Source organism: Conexibacter arvalis, assembly GCF_014199525.1.
GTDB classification, from domain to species: Bacteria; Actinomycetota; Thermoleophilia; order Solirubrobacterales; family Solirubrobacteraceae; genus Conexibacter; species Conexibacter arvalis.
Map to the genome: position 1 here is coordinate 89,350 of NZ_JACHNU010000009.1, position 12,361 is coordinate 101,710.

Sequence of the window (12,361 nt, forward strand, 5' to 3'; positions counted from 1 at the left end):
TAACGCGGGCGGCGCGAACGCGGGCGGCGCGAACGCGGGCGGCGCGAACGCGGGCGGCGCGAACGCGGGCGGCGCGAACGCGGGCGGCGCGAACGCGGGCGGCGCGAACGCGGGCGGCGCGAACGCCGACCGCACGAGCGCGGCGGGCGCGAACGTGGACGAGGCCGCGCTCGCGGCGCGCGTCGAGCGGGTGCGCGCGGCGCTCGCGCCCTCCCCCTGCGTGCTGGTCTCCGGGCCGGCGTCGCTGCGGGCGGCGGTCGATCCGTGGGGGACGGTCGCGGCGCCGCAGCTGGAGCTGATGCGGCGGGTGAAGGAGCGGTTCGACCCCGAGCGGCGCTGCAACCCCGGCCTCTTCGTCGGCGGTCTGTGATGGCCGGCTTCGATCTCGTCCGCCGCCCCGAGCCCGAGCTGATCGAGGCGTGCGTCCACTGCGGCTTCTGTCTCCCGACCTGCCCGACGTACGTCCTGTGGGGCGAGGAGGTCGACTCGCCGCGCGGCCGGATCCTGCTGATGCGCGCGGCCGAGGAGGAGGGCGGCGAGCTGACCGTCGCGCAGGTCGACGCCTGGGACAACTGCCTCGGCTGCATGGCCTGCGTGACTGCCTGCCCCTCGGGCGTCCAGTACGACAACCTGATCGAGGACGCGCGCGCCCAGGTCGAGCGCAACTGGGAGCGCTCCCGCGCCGACCGCCTGTGGCGACAGGCGCTGTTCGCCCTCTTCCCCCACCCCGGCCGCCTCCGCGCGCTCGCGCCGTTCGCGGCCGTCGCCCGACTCCGCCCGCCCGCGGCAGTCGTCGCCCGTCTGCGCGCCCTGCGGCCGCGCGCGGCCGCGGCCCGACTCCGCCAGCCGCCGCGGGTCGTCGCCCGTCTGCGCGCCCTGCGGCCGCCCGCCGCCGCCCGACTCCGCCCGCCGCCACAGCTCGTCGCCCGCCTGCGCGCCTTCCCGCCGCTCGCCGCCGCTGCCAGCGCCCGGCCGGTCGAGCGGTTCGCCGCCCGCCTCACGGCACCAGTCAAGCGGCTCGCCGCCCGCCTCACGGCGCCGCTCGAGCGGCTCGCCGCCTGCCTCGCGGCGTCGCTCGCCCGACCGCGTGCGCTGTTGCGGCTGGCGCCGCGCACGCCGCTGCGCGCGACCATTCGCCGCCTGCCCGAGCGGACGGCGCCGCGCACTCCCCGCCGCGGCCGCGTCGGCTTCGTGCAGGGCTGCGTCCAGCGCGTCTTCTTCGGCGAGGTCAACGCCGCGACCGTCGCCGTCCTCGCCGCCGAGGGGTACGAGGTCTTCGCCCCGCGGCTGCCCCGCTGCTGCGGCGCGCTCCAGCTCCACAGCGGCGACGCCGACCCGGCCCGCCGGCTCGCGCGCGAGACGATCGCGACCTTCGAGGGCTGCGACGCGGTCGTCGCCAACGCCGCCGGCTGCGGCTCGGCGATGAAGGAGTACGGCCACCTGCTGCGCGACGACCCGGCGTGGGCCGAGCGGGCGCGCGCCTTCTCGGCGAAGGTCCGCGACGCGACCGAGCTGCTCGCCGAGCAGGAGCCGCGCGCCGTCCGGCATCCGCTGGAGCTGACCGTCGCCTACCACGACGCCTGCCACCTCGCCCACGCTCAGGGCGTGCGCGAGGCGCCGCGCGCGCTGCTGCGCCAGATCCCGGGCCTCGAGCTGCGCGAGCCGGCCGGCTGGGAGATCTGCTGCGGCTCGGCCGGCCTCTACAACCTGCTCGAACCGGAGCCGGCCGCGGAGCTCGGCCGCCGCAAGGCCGAGCTGCTGCTGGCGACCGGCGCCGACGTCGTCGCCGCCGCCAACCCCGGCTGCGCGCTCCAGCTCGCCGCCCACGCGCGGTCGCTCGGCCGCGACCTGGAGGTCCGCCACCCGATCGAGCTGATCGCGGCCTCCATCTCCGGCACCCCGCTCCGCCCCTGAGCGGACCAGTGGCGCTTTGGGGGCGATATGCACCCCCAAGACGCCACTCCTCCCCGGACCCGGACCCGGACCCGAACCCGGGCGTCAGGCGACCGCGGTCCGCGCCTCGCCCCGCGCCGCGCGCTCGAAGGCGAGGTCGGTCGAGGCGCAGGCGGCGCAGATCGCTGCGTGGCCGGCCGCCGGGTCGCGGTCGATCTCGCGGGCGAGGTAGGAGCGCTCGCAGGCGTGGCAGGCGATCCGCTCCTCCCACGGGTCGTCGACCTCCTCGACCGGATCGAACGGCCGCTGCATGGCCAGCCAGCCGCTGCGGGCGAAGGTCGCGAACGCCGTGTAGGAGCCGAGCGCGATCGCGAAGGTCAGCGGCAGGCCCCACGCCTCCCAGAACTGCGACCCGGCCGAGTCGGTCAGCTTCAGGACCAGCCCGACCGCAGTCGCCAGCACCCACGCCGAGATGCCGCCGGGGTTGAACGCCGGCACGCGGCCGGGGCGGAACTCGACCGCGTCGAGCGCGCGGCGGGAGCGCGCCAGGTACCAGACGTGGGCGAGCGCGACGCCGACCCAGGCGACGATCGCGATCCCCTGGTAGGCGAGCGCGTCGACGACGTAGGAGAAGACGTTCGTCAGCATCAGCGCGTAGGCGATCGCGCAGCCGCCCAGCACCCAGAAGGTGCGCGGCAGCGACAGCCGCAGCACGCGCGCCGCGAACGACTGCAGGTTGGTCGAGGCGAGGTAGAGGTTGACCGTGTTGATCCGCATCTGCGTGATCACGATCAGCAGGAAGCCGAGCAGGCCGGTCAGCTGGACGATTCTCACCGGCAGCGCCGACTCCTGGCCGGCGAGCTGCTCGAAGGTGATGCCGAAGGTCGAGACGAGCAGGATCCCGAGCAGGCCGTTGAAGCCGAACGTCAGCGCGTAGAAGGCCCAGCCGAACGTGACCTTGCGGTGGTAGCCCTCGTCCTCGGGCTTGGCCAGCCGCGCGAAGTCCATCGTGAACAGCATCAGCACCCAGACGCCCATGTAGGCGGTGAAGGCCTGCAGCCACGGCAGCGTCGTGCCGGGCGCCGCTCTCGCCTCCGGCAGGAAGCCGTGGTAGCCCTCACTGGCGAGCGCCCACACGACGACCGCGACCAGCGCGACGACGTAGAACGGCAGCAGCGCGCCGTTGACGCGGTCCAGCAGCGCCCGCACGCCCTTCCACACCAGCGGCACCGTCGCGAAGACGACGATCGCGTACCACAGCTTGATCGGCCCGCCGATGTAGGTCTGGGCGGCGACGGCGACGACCGAGCCCTCGAAGACGACGTAGTAGATCGCCGTCGCGGCGAAGATCGCGGTCGCGACCGCCGCGCCGACGTTGCCGAACATCGAGCGCGAGAAGAGCGCGACCGTCAGGCCGCTGCGCGACGCCGCGCGCAGGATCACCGCGTTGATCGCCGTGTAGGCGACGATCGACAGGCCGATGCCGATCAGCGCGTTGACCGTCCCGTACGCGAGCGCGATGAACGCGGCCAGATACGGATAGAAGAACGCCGTCATCACGCCGTACCAGGCGAGCGTCAGCTTGCCGCGCTGCATCCGCCACGAGCGCGGTACGACGTGAAGGGAGTAGTCCTCCGTCGCGGCCTCCTCGACCACGCGCGGGTCGTCCCGCCGAGAGGTCGCGAGCTTCGGCAGCTCGATCGTCGACGCCATCTCTGTCTCCTTGTCGTCAGTGGTCGCCGGCCCCGGGCAGGGGCCGGCGCGCGCCGCCCCACACGAGCGGCGCCCGGCACTGCGAGCGGCCGGCCGCGCGCTCCTCCACGCGCGGCGGCCGGTTCAGGCCGCGTCGGCCCAGTGCGCGGCGCTGCGGCGGCGCAGCAGCGCGCGGTACTGCTCGGTCGTGCGCGGCAGCAGCTCGCCCGTCCCCCAGTCGAGGATCACGCCGTGGTGGCGGACGAGGTCGAGCACGTCCAGCTCGCCGTTGCGGTAGCGGGCGGCAACCTGCTCGGGGTCCTCGTCGAGCCAGCCGGGCCGCTCGGCCCGCTGGCGCTCGCGCAGCGCCGCGGTCGCCTGCTCGTCGACGCGGAAGTCGCAGATCTCCGCGTCGACCTCCTCGACGACGACGCCGTAGTCGCGCGCCGCGCGCGCGACCGTGACGTAGCCGTCGATCACGTCCTCCAGCACCTCGGCCGGGTCGCGCTCCAGCGGGTCGCCGTAGCCGCCGCCGCCCGCGGAGGGACGCTCGAAGCGATCGCCGGGGCCGACGGCGACGCCGGAGAAGTTCGCGCCGAGGAAGCGCTCTCTCGCCGTCCCCCGGTTGAGCCAGACGCCGTGCGGCAGCGACGGCAGGCCGCCGGCGATCCCCCACGCGACCGAGCGCGAGCGGTCGCAGCAGTACGACATCACGCTGCTCTCGACGGCCGTCAGCTCGCCGCCCTTGCGGACGCCGCAGCCGCCGCGGTGGAGGCCGGGGCCGCCGGAGTCGGGGATGATCTCGTGGACGGTCGTCAGCACCGGCGTCAGCCGCTCCTGACCCTCCAGCGGCTGGACGGCGAGCCCGACGCCGAAGACCGGCGAGGTCGCGTTCTGGCCGTCCTTGCCGTTGCGGCCGCCCCAGCCGCCGGCCATCCAGTCGTACCACATGAAGTACGGCCGCTCGTCGATCCGCCCGTCGCGGCCGCCGATCAGCAGGTACTCGAGGTTGAAGCAGCAGGCCATCGCCCGCTCGGGCAGCAGCTGCGACCACAGCTCGAAGCCGGCGTTCATGATCTTCTCGTAGGCGCCCGAGACGCAGCCGGTGACGGCGTTGGGCCAGCCGGCGTTGACGACCGTCCCCTCCGGACCGACGTCGACCTTGATCGCGCGGTAGAAGCCCGAGTTGAGCGGGATCTCCGGCAGGAACGTCTTCGCCGAGGCGATCGCGCCCGAGAAGGCGACGCCGGCGCCGGAGTTGAGGAACGAGGCGATCGCCGGGTCGCTGCCCGACAGGTCGTAGCGGATCTCGTCGCCGTCGATCGTCATCTTGACGCGGATCGCGACGAGCCCCTCCCCTCTCGCGGGGTCGGCGTCGACGTGGTCCTCGGTCTCCCAGACGCCGTCGGGCAGCTCGGCGATGCGGGCGCGCGTCAGCCGCTCGACGTAGTCCTGCACCTCCGCGAAGGCGGTCGTGACGGTCGCGGTGCCGTACTTGTCGATCAGGCGGAAGACCTCCTGCTCGGCGATCCGCGTCGCCTCGACCTGGGCGTGGCAGTCGCCGACGATGTCGCCCGGCGCGCGGGTGTTGTGGGCGACGAGCCCGATCACGTCGTGGCGCACGACGCCTCTGTCGACGATCCGCACCGGCGGGATGCGGACGCCCTCGCCGAAGTGGTCGGTCGCGGAGACGTCGAAGGAGCCGGGCGTCCCGCCGCCCATGTCGGCCCAGTGGCCGTTGGCCTGCGCCATCGCGATCAGCTCGCCGTCGACGAAGATCGGGCGGACGATCGAGACGTCGGAGAAGTGGGTGCCGCCGCGGTAGGGGTCGTTGACGGCGAAGACGTCGCCCTCGTGGATGTCGCCGGCGAAGTCCTCCAGCACCGCCTTCGCCTTCAGGTGGAGCGTGCCGACGTGGACGGCGATGTCCTGCGACCCCTGCATGATCGTGTTGCCCTCGGCGTCGCACAGCGCGCACGAGAAGTCGCGGGCGTAGATGACGAACGAGTGACAGGTGCGGAGGATCTGCTCGGCCATCTCGTCGACGAGCGTCACGAACGAGTTCTTCAGCACCTCGAAGGTGACCGGGTCGAGCGTGCCGCCCGCGGGCGTCTGCGTCTGCGAGGCCATCGTCAGCTCCCCTCCGTGATGTGCATGCGGATGTTCAGCCACTCGTCGATCTCGACCAGCACCCCGGGCGGGACGAAGGTCGTCGTGTCGAGCTGGTCGATCACCGCCGGGCCGACGAACTGGACGCCGGCCGGCAGCGCCGCGCGGTCGTAGACCGGCGTCTCCTGCGGCTCCTCCTCGCCGTCGAACCAGACCGGGCGGACGGCGGCCGGCGCCGGCAGCGACGCGCCCGCCGCGGCGTCGTTGCGCGGCAGGCGGACCTCCTCGGTGCGGCCGATCGCCGTCAGCTGGAGGCGGTACAGCTCGACCGGCGCGTCGTCGCGGCGGTAGGAGAACTCGCGCTCGTGCTCGGCGTGGAACCGCTCGACGGCCGCGGCGAGGTCGCCGCCGGACTCGACCGGGACGTCCATCGAGCGCCACTGGCCGAGGTAGCGCATCGCGATCGAGCGCTCCAGCGCGATCCGCTCGTCGCCGACGCCCTCGTCCCTCAGCAGCCTGCGGCCCTCGGTCTCCAGCCGGCCGAACGCCTCCTCGAGCGCGTCGGGATCGGCGGCGTCGGCGGGCGTCAGGAACATCTCGGAGAGGTCGTGGCGGATGTCGACCATCAGGCAGCCGAGCGCCGACCATGCGCCGGGCCGCGGCGGCACGACGACCGTCGGGACCGACAGCTCCCTCGCCAGCGCCGCGCCGTGCAGCGCGCCGGCGCCGCCGAAGACGACGAGCGCGAACTCGCGCGGGTCGTAGCCCCGCTGGAGCGAGATCAGGCGGACGGCGTCGGCCATGTTGGCGTTGGCGACCTCGATGATCGCCTTCGCCGCCTGCTCGACGCCGAGCCCGAGCGGCTCCGCGATCCGGCTGCGGATCGCCTCGCGGGCCTTGTCGGCGTCGAGCGTCATGCCGCCGCCGACCAGCTCCGAGCCAAGGCGGCCGAGCACGAGGTTGGCGTCGGTGTTGGTCGGCTCCTCGCCGCCGGCGCCGTAGCAGGCGGGACCGGGGAGCGAGCCGGCCGACTGGGGGCCGTTGCGGAGCGAGCCGGCGCTGTCGATCGTCGCCAGCGAGCCGCCGCCTGCGCCGATCGTCAGCACCTCGATCGACGGGAAGCAGATCGGGTAGCCGTACTCGACGAACCATTCGTTGGTGGTGCGCAGCTCGCCGTCGTGGACGAGCGAGATGTCGGTGCTCGTCCCGCCCATGTCGAGCCCGATCGCGTTCGGGTAGCCGCACAGCTCGGCGGTGTAGCGGCAGGCGACCGCGCCGGCGGCGATGCCCGACGCCGCGAGGCGGACGGAGAGCTTGTCGACCGCCTCCGGGGTCATCACGCCGCCGCCGGAGTGGAGGATCAGCAGGTCGCCGTCGTAGCCGTCGTCCTGCAGGCGGTCCTCAAGCTCGTTGACGTAGCCGGAGACCAGCGGGGAGAGGACTGCGTTGGCGACGGTCGTCGAGAAGCGCTCGTGCTCGAACAGCTCGGGCAGGACGCCGGAGGAGGTCGAGATCGCCGCGTCGGGCAGCGCCTCGCGCAGGATCTCGGCCATCCGCTCCTCGTGCGCGGGGTTGGCGTAGGCGTTGACGAAGCAGACGGCGACCGCCTGGACGCCGCGGCGGGCGAGGATCCGGGCGACGTCGCGCGCCGCCTCCTCGTCGAGCGGCTCGACGACCCTGCCGGTCTGGTCGACGCGCTCGCCGACCTCGAGCCGGTCGCGCCGCCTGATGTACGGCGCGGCGTTGTCCTTGTAGGCGTCCCACAGGTCGTCGCGCGTGCCGCGGCGGATCTCGATCACGTCGCGGAAGCCCTTCGTCGTGACCATCGCGGCCGGCGGCAGGCGCCGGGTGATGAGCGCGTTGGTCGCGACCGTCGTGCCGTGGCAGAAGAGCGCCACCTCGCTCAGCTCGACGCCCGCCTGCGCGACGCCTCTCAGCACGCCGTCGATCGGGTCGGGGGTCGAGGGCACCTTCGCGACGTCGAGCACCCCGCTGCCCTGGTCGAGCACGCAGACGTCGGTGAACGTCCCTCCGACGTCGACGGCGACGACCGTTCCGGTCACTCTCTCCATGCGCTGCTCACACGTCCTCTCGGTCGTGGGCGGGCGCCACCTCCAGGCGCCCGCTCCGGCGGTGTCCGAGAGCGTGCCCGCAAACGCGGTCGTGCTTCACACGAACCTTTCGTTCACCCTCCAGTCACCGTCAGCGGTGAACTGCGCGCCGGTGCGGCACACTTGTCCCGATGCGGAGCCGGCGGTGATCACGCTCGCGGAGCTGTTGGCGCGGCGGGAGCTGGGGCTGCGCGCGGTCGCGGCGGCCGGCGACGCCGACGGCGTGGTGCTGCGCGGCGCGGAGGTCTGCGAGCTGCCCGACCCGCGCCCGTGGCTCGACTCCGGCGAGCTGCTGCTGACGACCGGCGTCGCGCTCGGCCACGGCGCGCACGGGCAGCGGCTGCTGGTCGAGCGGGCGGTCGAGGCGCGCGCGGCCGGGATCGGCTTCTCGATCGGCCTCGTGCACGCCGAGGTCCCCGACCCGGTGCGCGAGTCGTGCGAGCAGCTCGGGCTGCCGCTGATCGCGATCCCCGCGGCGACGCCGTTCCGGATGGTCGTCGAGGCCGTCAGCGGCCGCGCCGCGCCCGGCGAGCACCAGGCGGCGCAGCGGACGCTCGCGATGCAGACCTACCTGATGGAGGCGCTCTCGGCGCCCGAGCCGGAGGCCGAGCTGCTGCGGCGGCTCGGCTCGCTGCTGAGCGGGACGGCGCTGCTCGCCGACGAGGCCGGCGCGGTCGAGGGAGCGCCGAACGCGGCGCTCCCGCAGGAGCTGTGGGGGCCGCTGCGCGGCGGCAAGGGCGTGCGGCTCCACCACGTGCGCGGTGTCCGCTACGTGAGCGCGCCGGTCGCCGACCGGATGGGCGCCCGCCGCTGGCTGGTCGTCGCCGGCCCGGCCGACGCGCTGCCCGACCGGCTCGCGCGCGGCGCGCTGCAGAGCGCCGAGAAGCTGGCGCGGCTGATCGACCGCGCCCGCCCGCCGCGGCCGGCCGAGGCGCGCGCGGTGCGCGCCGAGCTGGCCGCCGCGCTGCTCGGCTGGCGCGACGCCGGCGACCGCCGCCAGCTCGCCCACCGGGCGGCCGCGCTCGGCCTCGGCGTCGACGAGCCGCTGCACGTCGCGGTGCTGCGGCTGCGGGGGGGGCGGGTGCCGGCGCGCGTGTCGCGGGCGGTTCCACGGGCGGCGACCGACCGCGCGGCGTGCCGGCGCCCTCGGGCGAGGCGCGCTCGCAGCTGCTGGCGCGCGTGCGCGACGAGGTCGAAGGGCGGATGACGACCGCGCCGCTCCCGTTCCTGGCCGCGATCCACGACGGCGACCTCGCCGTCGTGGCGCCGTCGGCGGCCGAGGCGGTGCTGCGCGGGGCGCTGGACGAGCTGGCGGCGGGCGGCGTCGTCGCCGACATGGGCGTCGGCCGCGCCGCGCCGAGCCTCGACGGCCTCCCCCGCTCCTGGCTCGACGCCCGCTTCGCCGTCGTCCAGCTCGCCGCCGTGCCCGACGACGACGCGACGCCGCCCGGCGGCGAAGGCGCCAGACGCGCCCGCCGCGCGGCCGGCCCCGCCCCGCGCACGCTCAGCTACGACGACTTCGACCTCGCGACGACCGTCGTCTGCGACGCCGCCCCGCCCGCGCTCGCCGCACGCCGCGCGACGCTCAGAGACGACCAGCTCGACGGCGCCCTGCGCGAGACGCTCGACGCCTACCTGGCCCACCGCCTCGACGTCCCCCGCACCGCCGCGGCGCTCCACCTCCACCCCAACTCCGTCCGCTACCGCCTCCAGCGGATCGAGCGCGAGCTCGGCCGCTCGCTCGACGACCCCGTCACGATCGCCAACCTCTACCTGGCGACGCTCGTCGACCGCGCGGGCGGGGCGGGCGGCGGGGAGGGCTGAGCCGGCGCCGCCGCCCGGTCGATCGTCGCCCAGCCGATCACGAGGTCGCCGTCCATCAGGCAGGCGGTCTGGCCGGGGGCGGCGCCGTCGACCGGCTCCTCGAGCGCGATCTCCAGGCGGCGGTGACTGCCGGGGGCGGGGTCGCCGAGGAGGCGCGCCGGGAGCGGCTTGGCGCGGTAGCGGAGCTTGACGCGGTCGACGCGGGCGCCGTCGCGGTGGAGGCGGGCGCCGCGGACGGGGACGGTGCGGGTCTGCAGCTCGGCGCGGGTGCCGGCGACGACGCGGTTGGCCGCCGCGTCGGTCCGCAGCACGTACAGCGGCTCGGCGGCGGCGACGCCGAGGCCTCTGCGCTGGCCGACCGTGTACGCCTGGTGGCCGGCGTGGCGGCCGATCACCGTGCCGTCGCTGTCGACGATCTCGCCGGGCATCTGCTCGATCCCGGCGTGGCGGGCGAGGAACGCCTGACGGCTCGTGCCGGCGAGGAAGCAGAGGTCCTGCGAGTCGGCCTTGCTCGCGACCGGCAGCTCGGCCTCCCGCGCCAACGCGCGCACCTGCGGCTTCGTCAGCTCGCCGAGCGGGAAGCGCATCCGCGCCAGCGACGCCGGCGCCAGCGCGGAGAGCATGTAGGTCTGGTCCTTCCACGCGTCGACGGCGGCGCGCAGCAGCGGGCCGCGCTCGGCATCGTGCTCGACCCGCGCGTAGTGGCCGGTCGCGAGCGTCGCGGCGCCGACCCGGTCGGCCAGCTCCAGCATCGCGTCGAGCCGCACGTGGCCGTTGCAGCGGACGCACGGGTTGGGCGTGAGGCCGGCCCGGTGGTCCTCCAGGAACGGCGTCACGACGCCGGCGCGGAACTCGGCGCGCAGGTCGAGCGTCAGGTGCGGCAGCCCCATCCGGTGCGCGAGCCCGCGCGCGTGACGGACCGCCTGCGCCGAGCAGCACGAGCGCTCGTCGTCGTTCTCCTCGTCGGCCCACAGCTCGAGCGTGACGGCGACGGCGTCATGGGCGCTCGCGCACAGCAGCGCGGCGACGGCGCTGTCGACGCCGCCCGACATCGCGACGAGCGTCCGCTCCGAGCCGTCGGCCGGCGCAGGCAGCGCGCCGCGCTCGCGAACCGCGGCGCCGAGCGCCCGCGCGAGCGCGTCGGCGACCAGCTCGGCGGCGTGGAACTTGCCGGCAGACAGCCCGCCCAGCTCGGCCGCGACCTCGTGCGCGCCGATCCGCGCGGCGTCGAGCACGCCGATCCCCTCGACCAGCTCGGCGACGGCGCTCAGCGACGCGACCGTCGCGCCGCACGCCTCCGCCTCCCAGCCGATCGCGCCGACCCGCTCGCCGGCGTCGTCGAGCGCCAGCGTCAGCCGCACGACGTCGCCGCACAGCCTCGTCCCGGCGACGCCGAGCGCGCCGCCCTCAGGCGCCCGCCCGCGCCCGTGGCGGGAGGTCAGATGGTGCTCGAACAGCTCGGGATCCACGGCAGCCGAGTGTAGAAGGCGAGGCCGCGGTCGCCGCGGCCCCGTCACGCACGGGCGCCCCGCTCGCGCCAAGCGGCCGCGACTCGCGCGGCCGCTCGCCTCACGTCAGCCCCGGACCTGGAGGTTGCGCCAGGTCTCGCGCGGCTTGACGCAGTAGACGTTGTCGCCGGTGTGCCACACGTCGCGGCCGTAGCGGACGCAGTAGTTCCAGTACTCCGCGTTCGAGTAGCCGCCGACGAGGGCGTAGATCCGCCGCGTCGGCGTATGGGAGGTGCGGACGACGAAGCGGCCCTTGCGGAGCGTGCGCCCGACCGCGACGCCGCCGGCGGTCAACCGTCCCTGCGCGATTCTGAAGCTGTACTGGGTGATGCCGGTGCGGGCCGGGGTCAGCGGGATGAAGTGAAGCGTCCCGTCGTCGGCGCGCAGGCGCAACCCGGCACCTCTGCCACCGCGCTTCCAGCCCTCGCAGGGATCGCTCGAGCTGACGGTCGTCCAGCGCGCGGTCCCCTGGCGCCGCACCGAGAAGACGAACGGCTGCGCGCTGTAGCGGCGCGCGCAGCCGGACGGCCGCCGCATCCGCACCTGCGCGTCGGCCTGCTCGCCCCACGCCTCCTTGAAGGTCCAGATCGTCGGCTTCGGCTGCCGCACGCCCTCGATCACCGGGACGGTGGCGGTCACCGTCCGCCGGCAGGTCGTCGTCAGCCCGCCGTAGAACTCGACCCACCCCTCCTCGATCAGCTCGCGGATCTCCTGCTCCGACATGTCCCACGGCTCGCCGTCCTCGCCCCAATCGGTCACCTGGTGCTCGAGGTAGCTCAGCTCGACGTCGACCGGTCCGCTCCCGTAGTCGGCGACCAGCCAGAACGAGTCGTACTGGCCGGTGTCGAGCGTGTCGTCCCACTCGACCGCGCCGCGCTTGAAGCGCAGCGTCGCCTTCTGTCTCGGCGCCGACAGCGCCGTGCTCGAGCGCTTGCGCACCGGCACGTCATACCAGCGGTATCTGACGATCTGATCGGGCAGCCGCATCGACAGGAGCGACGCGGGCTCCGGGGCGCACTGCGGCTCCTGCGCGGCCGCGGAGGCCGGGACGATGAGCGCGGCCGCGACGGCGGCGGCGAGCGCCGCGCGGAGCGCGGCGGCACGGGGGAACATACGTTCGGGATGGCGCATGGGCGCTGGCACGCTACCACTCGGCCGACCGCGCCGCCATTAGTCGACCGGGACGTCGCCGGTCGACCGCCCCGCCGGCGGCGACGTCGGCCG

General features: G+C 75.0%; 9 protein-coding genes. 4 read left to right on the forward strand and 5 right to left on the reverse strand.

Translation table 11 applies throughout. The features are described from left to right. Both BDZ31_RS22320 and BDZ31_RS22325 read left to right on the forward strand, forming a co-directional pair. Positions 1-370, forward strand: a 370-nt coding sequence (locus BDZ31_RS22320; RefSeq protein WP_221243268.1) for an FAD-linked oxidase C-terminal domain-containing protein, incomplete at its 5' end; no start/stop codon positions are given. Continuing rightward, on the forward strand, positions 370-1,914 hold the full coding sequence (locus tag BDZ31_RS22325) for a (Fe-S)-binding protein (protein WP_183345301.1): 1,545 nt from the start codon (positions 370-372) through the stop codon (positions 1,912-1,914). The genes BDZ31_RS22320 and BDZ31_RS22325, both read left to right, overlap by 1 nt. A gap of 84 nt (positions 1,915-1,998) precedes the next feature. Here BDZ31_RS22325 and BDZ31_RS22330 read toward each other — a convergent pair whose 3' ends face one another. The 3 genes from BDZ31_RS22330 to BDZ31_RS22340 all read right to left on the reverse strand — a co-directional run bounded on the left by BDZ31_RS22330 (position 1,999) and on the right by BDZ31_RS22340 (position 7,766). Then, entirely contained in the window at positions 1,999-3,606 is a 1,608-nt protein-coding gene (locus BDZ31_RS22330; RefSeq protein WP_183345303.1) for a purine-cytosine permease family protein, read from the reverse strand. 123 nt (positions 3,607-3,729) lie between these two features. Next, positions 3,730-5,715 carry a hydantoinase B/oxoprolinase family protein gene (locus BDZ31_RS22335; RefSeq protein ID WP_183345305.1) on the reverse strand — a complete coding sequence of 662 codons (1,986 nt, stop codon included), beginning with the start codon at positions 5,713-5,715 and terminating at the stop codon, positions 3,730-3,732. A gap of 2 nt (positions 5,716-5,717) precedes the next feature. Continuing rightward, positions 5,718-7,766: a hydantoinase/oxoprolinase family protein gene (locus tag BDZ31_RS22340; RefSeq protein WP_183345307.1), complete on the reverse strand. Its 2,049-nt coding sequence runs from the start codon at positions 7,764-7,766 to the stop codon at positions 5,718-5,720. 184 nt (positions 7,767-7,950) lie between these two features. On the opposite strand from BDZ31_RS22340, the gene BDZ31_RS22345 reads away from it, so the two are divergent. Together BDZ31_RS22345 and BDZ31_RS22350 are read left to right on the forward strand one after the other, a co-directional pair. Further along, positions 7,951-9,012 carry a PucR family transcriptional regulator ligand-binding domain-containing protein gene (locus tag BDZ31_RS22345; protein WP_183345309.1) on the forward strand — a complete coding sequence of 354 codons (1,062 nt, stop codon included), beginning with the start codon at positions 7,951-7,953 and terminating at the stop codon, positions 9,010-9,012. Continuing rightward, entirely contained in the window at positions 9,009-9,629 is a 621-nt protein-coding gene (locus tag BDZ31_RS22350; protein WP_183345311.1) for a PucR family transcriptional regulator, read from the forward strand. Before BDZ31_RS22345 ends, BDZ31_RS22350 begins: the two co-directional genes overlap by 4 nt. Here BDZ31_RS22350 and mnmA read toward each other — a convergent pair. Together mnmA and BDZ31_RS22360 are read right to left on the reverse strand one after the other, a co-directional pair. Next, complete coding sequence (gene mnmA / locus BDZ31_RS22355; RefSeq protein WP_183345313.1) at positions 9,575-11,098, reverse strand: tRNA 2-thiouridine(34) synthase MnmA; 1,524 nt, start codon at positions 11,096-11,098, stop codon at positions 9,575-9,577. The genes BDZ31_RS22350 and mnmA overlap by 55 nt on opposite strands. 105 nt (positions 11,099-11,203) lie before the next feature. After that, positions 11,204-12,268, reverse strand: coding sequence for a hypothetical protein (locus tag BDZ31_RS22360; RefSeq protein WP_221243270.1), 1,065 nt, complete (start codon positions 12,266-12,268; stop codon positions 11,204-11,206). Positions 12,269-12,361: the final 93 nt, after the last annotated feature.

Bases quoted from the DNA above. Each gene is read 5' to 3' on its own strand.
- BDZ31_RS22340 (WP_183345307.1), bottom strand. From the start codon at position 7,766: ATGGAGAGAGTGACCGGAACGGTCGTCGCCGTCGACGTCGGAGGGACG.
- BDZ31_RS22360 (WP_221243270.1), bottom strand. From the start codon at position 12,268: ATGCGCCATCCCGAACGTATGTTCCCCCGTGCCGCCGCGCTCCGCGCG.
- BDZ31_RS22350 (WP_183345311.1), top strand. From the start codon at position 9,009: ATGACGACCGCGCCGCTCCCGTTCCTGGCCGCGATCCACGACGGCGAC.
- BDZ31_RS22335 (WP_183345305.1), bottom strand. From the start codon at position 5,715: ATGGCCTCGCAGACGCAGACGCCCGCGGGCGGCACGCTCGACCCGGTC.
- BDZ31_RS22325 (WP_183345301.1), top strand. From the start codon at position 370: ATGGCCGGCTTCGATCTCGTCCGCCGCCCCGAGCCCGAGCTGATCGAG.
- BDZ31_RS22330 (WP_183345303.1), bottom strand. From the start codon at position 3,606: ATGGCGTCGACGATCGAGCTGCCGAAGCTCGCGACCTCTCGGCGGGAC.